This is a genomic window from Nannocystis sp. (assembly GCF_016714285.1).
In the GTDB taxonomy this organism is placed as follows: Bacteria; Myxococcota_A; Polyangia; order Nannocystales; family Nannocystaceae; genus Nannocystis.
This window is the reverse complement of record NZ_JADJNN010000008.1, coordinates 71,446-83,101: the sequence shown is the minus strand read 5'-3', so window position 1 is coordinate 83,101 and position 11,656 is coordinate 71,446. Positions and strand designations below refer to the sequence as shown.

9 protein-coding genes are annotated in these 11,656 nt (G+C 73.7%); 6 read left to right on the top strand and 3 right to left on the bottom strand.

Annotated features, from left to right (window positions below; all coding sequences use genetic code 11):
* Window positions 1–3: 3 nt before the first annotated feature.
* The 3 genes from IPJ59_RS15510 to IPJ59_RS15500 all read left to right on the top strand — a co-directional run bounded on the left by IPJ59_RS15510 (window position 4) and on the right by IPJ59_RS15500 (window position 4,210).
* Window positions 4–1,419: a M23 family metallopeptidase gene (locus tag IPJ59_RS15510; RefSeq protein ID WP_293272314.1), complete on the top strand. Its 1,416-nt coding sequence runs from the start codon at window positions 4–6 to the stop codon at window positions 1,417–1,419.
* A gap of 12 nt (window positions 1,420–1,431) precedes the next feature.
* On the top strand, window positions 1,432–2,286 hold the full coding sequence (locus IPJ59_RS15505; RefSeq protein WP_293272313.1) for an MBOAT family protein: 855 nt from the start codon (window positions 1,432–1,434) through the stop codon (window positions 2,284–2,286).
* A gap of 166 nt (window positions 2,287–2,452) precedes the next feature.
* A complete protein-coding gene (locus tag IPJ59_RS15500; RefSeq protein ID WP_293272312.1) occupies window positions 2,453–4,210 on the top strand; it encodes a proprotein convertase P-domain-containing protein in 1,758 nt (585 codons plus the stop codon).
* Between the two features lie 129 nt (window positions 4,211–4,339).
* Here IPJ59_RS15500 and IPJ59_RS15495 read toward each other — a convergent pair whose 3' ends face one another.
* Window positions 4,340–5,191 carry a transglutaminase domain-containing protein gene (locus IPJ59_RS15495; RefSeq protein ID WP_293272311.1) on the bottom strand — a complete coding sequence of 284 codons (852 nt, stop codon included), beginning with the start codon at window positions 5,189–5,191 and terminating at the stop codon, window positions 4,340–4,342.
* Between the two features lie 167 nt (window positions 5,192–5,358).
* Here IPJ59_RS15495 and IPJ59_RS15490 point away from each other — a divergent pair, with 167 nt between their 5' ends.
* Window positions 5,359–5,706 (top strand): hypothetical protein, encoded by a 348-nt coding sequence (locus tag IPJ59_RS15490; RefSeq protein WP_293272310.1) that lies wholly within the window; start codon window positions 5,359–5,361, stop codon window positions 5,704–5,706.
* A 305-nt stretch (window positions 5,707–6,011) separates the two neighbouring features.
* Here the strand turns inward: IPJ59_RS15490 and IPJ59_RS15485 are convergent, their stop codons facing one another.
* Window positions 6,012–6,872: an acyl-CoA thioesterase gene (locus tag IPJ59_RS15485; protein ID WP_293272309.1), complete on the bottom strand. Its 861-nt coding sequence runs from the start codon at window positions 6,870–6,872 to the stop codon at window positions 6,012–6,014.
* 30 nt (window positions 6,873–6,902) lie between these two features.
* Window positions 6,903–8,684 carry a tRNA uridine-5-carboxymethylaminomethyl(34) synthesis enzyme MnmG gene (gene mnmG / locus IPJ59_RS15480; RefSeq protein WP_293272308.1) on the bottom strand — a complete coding sequence of 594 codons (1,782 nt, stop codon included), beginning with the start codon at window positions 8,682–8,684 and terminating at the stop codon, window positions 6,903–6,905.
* 89 nt (window positions 8,685–8,773) lie between these two features.
* On the opposite strand from mnmG, the gene cobA reads away from it, so the two are divergent.
* Both cobA and IPJ59_RS15470 read left to right on the top strand, forming a co-directional pair.
* Window positions 8,774–10,342 carry a uroporphyrinogen-III C-methyltransferase gene (gene cobA, locus IPJ59_RS15475; RefSeq protein ID WP_293272307.1) on the top strand — a complete coding sequence of 523 codons (1,569 nt, stop codon included), beginning with the start codon at window positions 8,774–8,776 and terminating at the stop codon, window positions 10,340–10,342.
* A gap of 92 nt (window positions 10,343–10,434) precedes the next feature.
* Window positions 10,435–11,559 (top strand): tetratricopeptide repeat protein, encoded by a 1,125-nt coding sequence (locus IPJ59_RS15470; protein WP_293272306.1) that lies wholly within the window; start codon window positions 10,435–10,437, stop codon window positions 11,557–11,559.
* The last annotated feature ends 97 nt before the right edge of the window (window positions 11,560–11,656 follow it).

Below are 11,656 nucleotides of genomic sequence, written 5' to 3'. Positions count from 1 at the left end.
AGCATGTCGGCCCTCACCGCCCTCGTGCCGCGCAGGCCAGCCCGCACGCCGCCCCCGACCTCGACAACCACCTCGGTCTGGACCCGACACCTCGGCCTGACGCTGCTGCTCGCCGCCTGCGGCGACGCTGGCAACAACGGCTTCTCGTCCAGCAACCCGACCGGGATCACCGGGGCCAGTCAATCCACCGGCAGCTCCGGCGCGACCGCCAGCAGCGGCGACAGCGACGTCGGCAGCACCACCGGCCCGCCGACCACCGGCGACACCGCGAACACCAGCCCGCCCTGCGCCGAGCTCACCCTCTGCCCCGACGCGACCACCCAGGATCCCACCACCTCGCCGGACAGCACGGGCGACCCGACCCAGCCCGGCACCGCCACGGACAACGGCACGACCAACGACACCAACGACACCGGGCAGCCCGGCGACCCGTGCATGGGCGCCGGCGACGGCGAGTACTGCGGCGCCGCGCTCGGCGGCCTCGCCGATCACAACAGCGTCTACCAGTGCATCGGCGGCAACACCGTCAGCGCCACCCCCTGCCCGGCCGGCTGTGAGAACAACGCCTGCAAGCAGATCGCCCAGGACCCCTGCGCCTCGGCCCAGAGCGGCAACGGCAAGTACTGTGGCGGCACCCTGATGGGCGGCGATCCCGGCGCGCTCTACAACTGTCAAAACGGCGGCACCGCCAACAAGCAGACCTGCAAGAGCGGCTGCAAGGTCAACCCCCCCGGCATCGCCGACGCGTGCAACCCCGAGGGCGATCCCTGCCAGGGCGCCGCCTCGGGCGACGGCCCCTACTGCGGCGGCGGCCTCCCCGGCGGCGACCCCAACGTCCTCTACCAGTGCGTCGGCAAGGCCACCGAGAGCAGCGAGACCTGCGCCGAGGGCTGCCAGCAGAACCCGCCCGGCGTCGCCGACGAGTGCAAGCAGGTCCAGAACGGCGGCGACTGCTGCCTCGACACCCCGCCCGGCGTCGTCACCCAAAATTACAGCGCCTGCGGCGGCGGCGGCAGCCACTACGGCATCGACTACGGCACCGCCGTCGGCACACCGATCTACGCCGGCATGGCCGGCACCGTCGTCAGCTCCGCCCTGGGATTCCCCAACTGTTACAACAACGGCTGCACCCAGGCCTGCTGGAACGCCTTCAACTTCGTGAAGCTCAAGGCCGACTGCGGCGACCCCGACAACGGCGCCAACGACCTTTTCATCTACTACCTCCACATCAACGACCTCGCGCCCGGCGTCGGCAACGGCACCCACCTCGATCAGGGCCAGCTCATCGCCCACAGCGGCAACTCCGGCTGCTCCTCCGGCCCGCACATCCACATCGAGACCGCCTCCGTGGCCAAGGGCAAGAACGCGGTCCTCAACACCTGCGACTCCGTCAACCCGTCCTCCCGCTACTGCCCTTAGAGCCCCGGCCTCGTGCTCGCACTCCTCCTGCTCGCCGCCCTCGTCACCGCTGGTGCCCCGTGGCGACGCGGCCTCGGCCTCGGCCTCGCGGCCCTGCTCTTGCCGTGGAGCCTGGTCCTCCCGGGCGACCCGCTGCTGCGCGCCGTGGTCGCCTTGCTGGCCCTCTGGGGCGTCGCCCGCAGCTACGACCTCGCCGTCGCCCGCCGACCGATGACCCCGCTCGCGCGCATGGTCTTCGTCGTCGCCCTGATCGACACCCGCCGCCTGCAGTGGGGCCCCGCCCGCGTCGATCTCGGCGCCTTCCTCCGCGTCGCGCTGTGGGTCCCGCTCGGGCTCCTGGCCCTGTGCACCGCCCTGCTCCACGACCCCGGCCCGCTGCGCTGGGGCTGCGGCATGCTCGCGATGTACGCCCTCGGCGAGACCGGCGAGGCCCTGTTCCGCGGCGTGCTGGCGCTGCTCGGCGCCCACGGCCCGCCGATCCAGCGCACCCCGATCGCCGCGAGCTCGCTGCGCGAGTTCTGGGGCGAGCGCTGGAACCTGGTCGTCAACCGCTGGCTGCGCGAGCACTTCTTCCTGCCCTGGGCCCGCCGCCGCCGCCCTGGTCGCGGCCTCCTGCTCAGCTTCCTCGCCAGCGCGACGATCCACGCGTGGTTCATCGGCGTCGCCCTCGGCCCCGCGATGGCCGCCTCGATGGGCCTCTACTTCGTGATCCAGGGCGCCCTGCTGGCGCTCGAGCTGCCGCTGCGCGTCGCCCGTTGGCCTGCGGTCGCCGCCCACGCGTGGACGCTGGCCAGCATCGTGCTGCCCTCGCCCCTGTTCGTCGAGCCGATGCTGCACCTGTTCGCCGCGCCGGCCCGCCACGTGTGATCGCTGCGCGGCCGCACGGGCCGAACGGCAACCCAGCGCCGCCGGTCCAGTCGTGTGATCGATCGCGGCGCCATCCCCCACGTTTTGGGGTCGACGGCCCCCTCGCGCTCGCAGGCGCGACTCTGTATCATCGCCGCCTTTCGCCCCTGGCAAGGATTTTGGCTGTATGCACAAGAAAACTCTGAACCCCCTTTCGTCGAAGCTCGGCCTCGGCCTTCTGTTCGCCGGCCTCGCGCCGGTCCTGTCGGCCTGTCCGGCCAACCCCTCCCTCACCACCACGGAGGGCACGGAGACCGAGGCCGGCACGACGACGGACGACCCCAGCAACCCGACCACGACCAACACGACGCCGCCGACGACCGACACGGACACGCCGACCACGGACACGGCGACCACGGACAACAGCACCAGCGGCCCGTCGACGGACCCGAGCACCTCCGGCGATCCGACCACCGACACCACCACCGACACCACCACCGGCACCCAGGACAACCTGTGCACGCGCCTCGGCGGTGCCGGTGACGGCGGCATCAAGGACCTCGTCACCGCCTTCGTCGGCGGCGTCCTCCTCGACGACAAGATCAACGGCTACTTCCTCAACAACGACGTCGACGGCGGGGCCCTGATCGGCCTCGTCACCGACCAGCTCGGTGAGGTCGCCGAGTGCCCCGGGGTCACCTACGGCGGCCTGAGCATGCTCGAAGCCCACGCCGGCCTCGGCATCTCCGACCAGGACTTCAACGACTTCGCGGCCGACTTCGTCACCGCCCTCGACGCCCACCAGGGCATGCACCCGGAGCTCACGGACGCCGACAAGACCGCGATCCTCGACACCCTCGGCAGCCTCAAGGGCGACATCGTCGAGGACCTCACCAGCGACGCCACCGTCTACCAGCGCGTCGGTCGCAAGCCCGCGATCAAGGGCCTGATCGGCACCCCGGACCTCACGGACTCCTTCGTCGGCGTGGTCGCGGTCAACGACGCGATCAACACCTTCTTCGCCGCCAGCGACTTCGCCCGCCTCAACACCTGCCTCACCCGCCAGGTCGGCGGCATCGACGGCCCGACCAAGTACGGCCAGGAGGTCGACTCCCCCGGCGCCGGCATCGACGAGGGCGTCGGCGTCGGCAACGAGTGCCGCGACATGACCAGCTCGCACGAGATGCTCATGGACGCCGACATGACGACGATCACCATCGACGACTTCGGCGCCCTCGTCGGCGACCTGGTCACCGCGATGGGCACCGCCGGCGTCGCCGCCGGCGACCAGACCGCGATCCTCGACGCCCTCGGGCCGCTCTGCGACCAGATCGTCGTCGGCGCCGCCGAGAAGAACAAGTGCATGGGCAACAGCGAGGACGAGCTGGCCGAGGCCCCCGACCTCGCCCTCGCCCTCCTCGACGACAAGTACAACGGCAACCTCGACACGATGCTCTGCACCGACATCGCCATCGCCGAGAACGTCGACCTCGCCTTCGTCGGTAACGTCCAGCTCACCGTCGGGCTCGACCACCCGTGGATCGGCGACGTCACGATCAAGCTGCAGAGCCCCGCAGGCACCGTCCTCACCGTCCTCCAGCGCCCCGGCAACAGCGCCCTCCCGGACGACGGCACCGGCTGCTGCAACGACAGCTCCGACCTCAGCAAGGACTTCCCCGTCACCTTCAAGAACGGCGGCGTCACCAACGGGTCGAAGATGGGCACCACCATCGCCGCGGACAAGATCGTGTGCAAGGACGACTCGCTCTGCGAGTACAACCCGACCCACCTCAAGGGCCCGGGCGTCGACTTCAACGACTTCCTCGGCGAGGCGCCGGCCGGCGCCTGGAAGGTCTGCGTGGGCGACAGCAACCTCAAGGACTTCGGCACCCTCGACTACATCGGCCTCACCGTCACCAAGGTGAAGTTCGACCCGAAGCTCTGAACCACACCCTCCACCCCCTCATGGGAACCCCGGGCCCGGTCACGACGCGCGTCGGACCGGGCCCTCGCGCGTCTGGCCATCCCGCGTCTGGCCCTCGCGCTGGCCATCCCGCGTTTGGCCCTCGCGCGACTAGCCGCGATTCACCTCGAAGCCCGCGACCCCCGAGAAGTTCCCGAACGCCGCCGGCCCCGAGTACAGCAGGACCTCGTAGCGCCCGGGCGCCGGCAGCACGCAGCGCGCCGTCACCAGCGCCCCGTCGCTCACCTCGCACTCGCCCTCGGCCCCGTCCTTCGCCGCGAAGGTGACGCGAAAGAAGCGCCCCTGCGGGTTCTTCACGGCCATCTCGAACACCTCGTCGACGCTGACCTGCGAGCGGTCGGGCCGGACCAGCTCGAGGCCCTGGGCGTAGAACTCGCCGCGCAGCATCGGCGCGCGGAAGAACTCGCCGCGGCTGATCGGCGCCGGCAGCAGCTGCCAGTTGGGCGCGTCCGGGAAGTGACTGACCGCGAACACCCGCGGCGGCGCGAACAGGTAGCTGGTCTTGTAGCGCTTCGTGAAGCTGCGACCACTGACGCTGCCGGAGTCCCAGGTGGCGTCGATCAGGTGCCACACGTCGTCGATGCGCGCCGCGTTCCACGCGTGGCCCTCGCCGGTGAGGTCGCTGCCGTCCGTGCGCGCGTCGCCGCCGACCACCACGATCTCCTCCCCCGCCGCGTCCCCCAGCGCCGACAGCAGGTTCGCATAACCCGCGCAGACCCCGAGCCGCGTGACGAACACCGTCTCGGCGTCCTGCGGCGGGTAGCGGTGCTCCGCGTAGGCGACCGCGTCGTAGGCCACGCGGTCGGCCACATAGTCGTGCAGCGCCTTGATCCGCAGGCGCCGATCCGGCTCGCGCTCCGCGATGTACTTGCCGACCGCGACGATGCTCGCCTCGGCCTCCGCCGGCATGCCGAGCACCAGCGGATGCAGCGTCGCCGGCAACGGCCACTGCGGCCGCCACAGGCGCAGTCTCTGGCGTCGGCGTCGGCGTCGGCGTCGGCGTCGGATCGCCCGGCGTCGGCGCCGGTGTCGGTGTCGGCGTCGACCTGTCCTCAGGGACAGGCGGCGGAGGCGGCGGGCGGGTCTCGGCGATGTCCTGCGCGTAGGGGTTGGCGTGGACCGCCTCGTACAACCACTGCAAGCGGTCGGCCGCGAAGAACAGCCCCGCCCGCATCCGCTCGATCCGCGGCCCCTCGCGGCCATCGAGGAACCAGTCGCCGCGGGTCGACAGCGCCGCGAAGCTGGTCTCCGGGAAGCGCACCAGCAGGCCCGCCAGGACCGCCAGGTTGATCACCAGGGTCCGCAAGATCAGCCGATCCGCGAAGGTGAGGATCCGCGGCGAGGGCTTCGCCTTGCGCCCGCGCCACCACGCGCCGATCGCCTCCCACGCCAGCGGCGCCAGCGGGAACAGCAGCAGCCCGCACCCCAGCGCCAGCCACATCGGCCCGTTGCGGTAGGCCGCCAGCGACGACGCCATCCACACGCCGATCGCCGGGACCGCCACCACCGAGGCCACCCACGCCGCCTTCAGCGGCCACACGACGAGCGCACGCAACAGCCACGCAACCCGAAAAGACGCCATCGCGTCGCAGCATAGCAGCCCGCGATCACCCGCCACCGCCCACCACGTGATCCTCGACGCGGCCGCCGAACGCATCAGGCCGCAGCGGCACCTCCTGGCGCGAGCTCGCCCGCCGCGTCAGCCTGCCCGGCCCATCGGCGAACTCGCCGGCGCCGCGCTGGAGCTCAGCCCGCGACTGGCTCAACTAGCGCGTCGGCGCAGGATCATCACCTGCGTCCCGTACGCGATCAACTGCCGCGCCTCGTCCCAGATCTCGATGTCGGCCGTCGCGTAGCCGCCGCGCACCGCACGACAGCGGGCGTGGGTCAACAGCCACTCGCTCGTCGTGTCCTGCACGAAGTGCACCGTCAGGTCGAGGCTCGGCGCCGTGAAGGCCCGCGCCGGCGGCCCGATAAGCGAGCACATCGCCGGCGGCATCGTGTCGATCAGCGGCGGCAGGGCCAGCGGATCGAGGCGCCCGTCGGGCAGCCGCTGCGCGTGCAGGTAGCGGTACCAGTAGCCGCTGCGGTCGCCCTGGACCCACTCGTCGGCCCGCCACCACGCCGACCCGATCGCCCGCCGGTGATCGAAGTTGCGGATGAAGGCCGGGATGAAGGTCTGGTCGGCCGGGTCGATCGCCGGCAGCTCCCCCGGCTCCGCCACCACCGGCGCCGCGCACATCGTCGCGTCGACCACCGGCCGCTCGAGCCCGAAGGTCGCGATCAGCTCGAGCCCGACCTCGCCGCCGAACGCCGACAGCTGCGCCCGAACCTGGCTGGCCAGCGCCCCGCGCCGCAGCACCGTCACCGCGATCACCACCGGCCCCGCCGGCACCGGCGAGCAGAACACCGCCGTCGCCGACAGCGGCCGCACCCCGGTGTCCTCGCCCAACAGCCCCGGCCGCAGCCCCAGCTCGGCCGCGATCGCCCGCAACGCCAGCGTCACCAGGACCCCGCCCGACGGCAACAGGTAGTCCCAGTGCCGCGGCAGCGTGCACGCGTAGTGCCCCCCGCCGCGCGGCTCCACGGCGGTGTCGGCGGCGAGGTCAGCGGGGTGGCTCATCGGTTCCAGCTCCGGTTGATGACATGGCTCTCAGGACAGATTACTCAGGGCCGCGCGCGCGTGGGCCCACACGCACATCAGCGCCGCCGGCGTGATGCCGGGGATCCGCCCGACCTGCCCGGTGCTGGTCGGCCGCACGCGAGCCAGGCGCTCCGCCGCCTCGCTCGTCAGCCCCGCCAGCCGCCCGTAGTCGGTGTTCGGGTCGAGCGGCAGGTCGGCCGCGTCGCCGCGCAGGCGATCGACCTCCCGCTGCTGCCGCACGAGATAACCCGCGTAGCAGGCCTGGGCCTCGGCCCGCTCGCGCAGCCACGCCGGCCCCGGCCCCGGGTCGCGGCGCCGCTCGATCGCCGCCGCCATCGCGTTCACCTGCTCCGCCCGCGCCCGCGCCCGCTCGTGCCGCGCCTGTCCGATCAGACCTGCCGCAAAGGCCAGGTCGCACAGGCGCGCGTCGGCGTTGTCCTCGCGCAGCAGCAGGCGGTACTCGGCCCGCGCCGTGAACATCCGGTACGGCTCGTCGCAGCCCTGCGTCACCAGGTCGTCGACCAGCACGCCGATGTAGCCCTGGTCGCGCCCGACCTGCAGCGCCGGCCGCTCGCGCAGCCACAGCGCCGCGTTGGCCCCCGCGATCAGCCCCTGCGCCGCCGCCTCCTCGTAGCCCGAGGTCCCGTTGATCTGGCCCGCGAAGTACAGCCCCGGCAGGTCCTTGCTCGCCAGCGTGTGGGTCAGCGCCCGGGCGTCGACCGCGTCGTACTCGACCGCGTAGCCCGGCCGCAGCAGCACCACCCGCGACAGCCCCGCGATCGTGCGCAGGAACGCCTCCTGCACCGCCGCCGGCAGGCTCGTCGACACCCCGTTCGGGTACACGCTGTCGGTGTCCAGCCCCTCCGGCTCGAGGAACACCTGATGCCGCTCGCGCTCCGCGAAGCGCACCACCTTGTCCTCGATCGACGGGCAGTAGCGCGGCCCCCGGCCCGTGATCGCCCCCGAGTACATCGCCGACGCGTGCAGGTGGGCCCGCACCAGATCGTGGGTCGCGGCGCAGGTGTGGGTCAGGTGACAGTCGACCTGGCGCAGCAGCGGCGGCGGGTCGTCGTCCGGCGCCACGAAGCGCGGCGCCGGATCTTCGGGCGGCTGCAGCTCGATCGCCGGATCGCCGCGATCGATCGTCCGCCCGTCGAGCCGCGCCGGCGTCCCCGTCTTGAGCCGCTTGAGCGCGAAGCCCAGCCCGCGCAGGTGCTCCGCCAGCGCCAGCGCCGGCGCCTCGCCGACCCGCCCGCCCGGCGTCCGCTCGGCCCCCGTGTGCAGCACCCCGCCGAGGAAGGTCCCGGTCGTCAGCACCACCGCGTCGCCCGCGATCTGCGAGCCGTCCTGCAGCCGCACCCCGCCGACACGACCTGTCCCTTCGGCCAGGATCACCCCCGCCACCAGCCCCGCCACCACCGTGATCCCCGGCCCCGCCAACAGGGCCGGCTGCGCCAGCAGGGCCGCCCGCGCGAATTCCCCGTAGCGCCGCTTGTCGACCTGCACCCGGGTCGCCCGCACCGCCGGCCCCTTGCTGCGGTTCAAGATCCGCCCGTGGATCGCACACGCGTCGGCGGCCCGGCCCATGAAACCCCCGAGCGACTCGATCTCCTTGACCAGGTGTCCCTTCGCCACCCCGCCCACGCTCGGGTTACACGGCGTCTGCCCGATCGTCTCGAGGCTCCCCGTCACCACGACCACCTGCACGCCGACGCGGGCCGCCGCGAACGCGGCCTCGAGCCCCGCGTGCCCCGCCCCCACCACGACCACGACCGACCCCGCACCGCGCATGACGCCGCGGACCATAACACCGCCCAGGCCCCGCGCGGGAGCCCCAGCGGGCCGCCGCGCGGCCCCGGCTTTGTAATACACTCGCCGACGTGCCCGGCCTCGTGTCGATCGTCGGAGCGGGTCCCTGGGACCCCGAGCTGTTGACCCTCGCCGGGCGCGACCGCCTCGCCCGCGCCGACGTGGTGGTCGCCGACTACCTCGTCAACCCCGCGCTCTTCATGCACTGCCGCCGCGACGTGCAGCTCTACCAGCGCACCCAGAGCCCGCACGGCCCCTTCGCCAGCGAGGCCCACGGCCAGCCCGTCGTCGACCAGGACGAGATCCACCGCCTCCTGCTCGCCAAGGCCGGCGCCGGCCTCCACGTCGTCCGCCTCAAGGGCGGCGACCCCATGGTCTTCGGCCGCGGCGCCGAGGAGGCCCAGGTCCTGCGCGCCGCCGGCATCGACTACGAGTTCGTCCCCGGCGTCAGCGCCTCGATCGCCGCCGCCGAGGCCGCAGGCATCCCGGTCACCCACCGCGACCACAGCCCGAGCGTCACCATCGCCTCCGGCTACGAGGCCTACGAGAAGGGCGGCCGCGGCGTCGACTGGGAGCACCTCGCCCGCGGCACCGGCACCCTCGTGCTGATGATGTCGGTCAAGAATTGCCGCGACAACGCCGAGCGCCTGATCGCCGCCGGCCGCGACCCCGCCACCCCCGCCGCGCTGATCCGCTGGGGCACGCGGGGGATCCAGCGCACCGTCGTCGCCCCGCTCGCTCAGCTCGCCGACCGCGTCGACGCCGAGGGCATCCGCCCGCCCGCCGTGATGATCGTCGGCAGCGTCGTCGACCTCCGGGCCCAGATCGAGTGGTTCGAGCGCCGCCCGCTGTTCGGCCGCCGCGTCGTCGTCACCCGCGCCACCCAGCAGGCCGGCGAGCTGCTGCACATGCTCGCGGCCCACGGCGCCGACGCGGTCGCCTTCCCCTGCCTCGACCTCGCCCCGCCCGCCGACCTCGACGCCCTCACCCGCGCCGTCCGCGACCTGGGCGAGGTCGACGGCGTGATCCTCTCCAGCCCCAACGGCGTGCGCGCCTGGTTCGACGCCCTCGCCAGCACCGGCGTCGACGTCCGCATCCTCCACGGCAAGTGCGTCGCCGCGATCGGCACCGGCACCGCCACCGCCTGCATCGAGCGCGGCATCCAGCCCGACATCGTCCCCCACCAGGCCCGCGCCGAGGGCCTGGTCGACGAGCTCCGCGCCCGCGACATGCTCGCCCGCCGCTGGCTGCACGTGCGCGCCGACGAGGGCCGCGACCTGCTCGCCGCGGCCATCACCGCCGCCGGCGGCCGCTACCACCTCGTCATCGGCTACCGCGTCGTCCGCCCGCCCGTCCCGGCCATGCTGACCCGCTCGCTGCTCCCGCCCGAGCACGGCGGCGAGGGCTGCGACGCCATCTGCTTCGCCAGCGGCAAGACCGCCCGCCACTTCCTCGCCACCGTCGCCGAGGCCCACGGCGAAGCCGCCGCGCGCGAGCTGCTGGCGAGGGCCCAGGTCCTCGCCCTCGGCCCCGTCACCGCCGCGGCGATCACCGCCCTCGGCGTCCGCGTCGACCACGTCGCCGAGTCCACCGACGACCGCGCCATGCTCGCGACCGTGCTCGCCGCGCTCCAGCGCTGAACCAACCTGGCCCTCCCGCCATGTCCCTCCGGCCAGCCCAAGCTGCCCTTTCCGCCATGTTCCTCCGGCCAGCCGCAGCTGTCTCTTCCACCATGTCCCTCCGGACAGCCCAGCCAGCCGCTCGCAACCTGTCCCTCGGGACAGTCGCGCTCTGCCTCCTGCTCGCCTGCAAGCGCGAGGCCCCCGGCGCCGCGGTCCGCCCCGCGCACCCCGACACCGTCGTCCCCGCGCCCGCCCCCGACCCCTGCGCCGACACCTCGATCCCGCCCACCACCGACGAGGCCCTCGCCCGCGCCGCCGTCCTGCGCCGCTGCGGCGCCGCGCGGGCCGTCCTGGCGATCTACGCCGAGCTGCTGCAACGCGACCCGCGCCCGCGCTGGGCCCACGAGCTCGCCGCCCTGGCCCTCGCCGAGGGTCTGGTCCCCGAGGCCCGCGAGCTCCTCCAGGGCCCGAGCGCCCGCGTCGGCCTCGCCCTCCTCCACGTCGCCGCCTTCGAGGCCCGGGCCGAGCCCGCCGACCGCGACGCCGCGCGCAGCGAATTCCAGGCCGCCCTCGCCCTCGCCCCCGACGACCCCTACGCCCTCGCCGTCGCCCTGCGCCACGACCTCGCCCTCGCCGACCGCGAGCCCGAACGCCTCGCCCTCGCCGCCCAGATCTGCCGCGAACGCATCGTCGACGACAACCCCGCGGCCGACGGCGGCGACCCCCGCGGCGCCGCCCTGTTCGTCGCCAGCTGCGCCCGCGTCTCGCTCGCCGCCCACGAGCCCGGCGAGGCCCGCCGCCGCTTCGCCCTCGCCCTCACCCTCGACCCCGACGAGCCCGCCCCGCGCCTCAGCTGGGCCGCCGCCGAGCTGGCCGCCGGCAACGACCGCAAGGCCGCCGAGCTCTACGCCCCCGCCCTCGAGGCCCCCGCCGCCGTCGACCGCTACCTCGCCGGCCTCGGCCTCGGCGTCGCCCGCACCCGCCTGCACGACCCCGCCGGCGCCGAGCAGGCCTACCGCCTCGCCGCCGCCGCCCGCGACTGGCACCGCGGCGACCCGCCCGAGCGCCTCCCGCCCGAGCTGCAGTTCAACCTCGGCAGCGCCCTCGCCGGCCCCGGCGACAAGGCCCGCCACGCCGAGGCCCGCGCGCTGCTCACGGCGTACGTCGAGCGCCCCGAGGCCGACGAGCTCCGCCGCCTCCGCTGCCGTCAGCTGCTGCTCGAGCTCGCGGACTGAGAGCGCAACGCAGCAACCAGCGCCTGCTCGAGCTCGCAGAGTGACGGCACAACACATTCGCCACCCGCACGGTCCGGTGCCGCTGCGCCGGCGTGTT

Coding starts and splice junctions, on each gene's coding strand:
- mnmG (WP_293272308.1), bottom strand. CDS start 8,684: ATGCGCGGTGCGGGGTCGGTCGTGGTCGTGGTGGGGGCGGGGCACGCG.
- IPJ59_RS15510 (WP_293272314.1), top strand. CDS start 4: ATGTCGGCCCTCACCGCCCTCGTGCCGCGCAGGCCAGCCCGCACGCCG.
- IPJ59_RS15470 (WP_293272306.1), top strand. CDS start 10,435: ATGTCCCTCCGGACAGCCCAGCCAGCCGCTCGCAACCTGTCCCTCGGG.
- IPJ59_RS15500 (WP_293272312.1), top strand. CDS start 2,453: ATGCACAAGAAAACTCTGAACCCCCTTTCGTCGAAGCTCGGCCTCGGC.
- IPJ59_RS15485 (WP_293272309.1), bottom strand. CDS start 6,872: ATGAGCCACCCCGCTGACCTCGCCGCCGACACCGCCGTGGAGCCGCGC.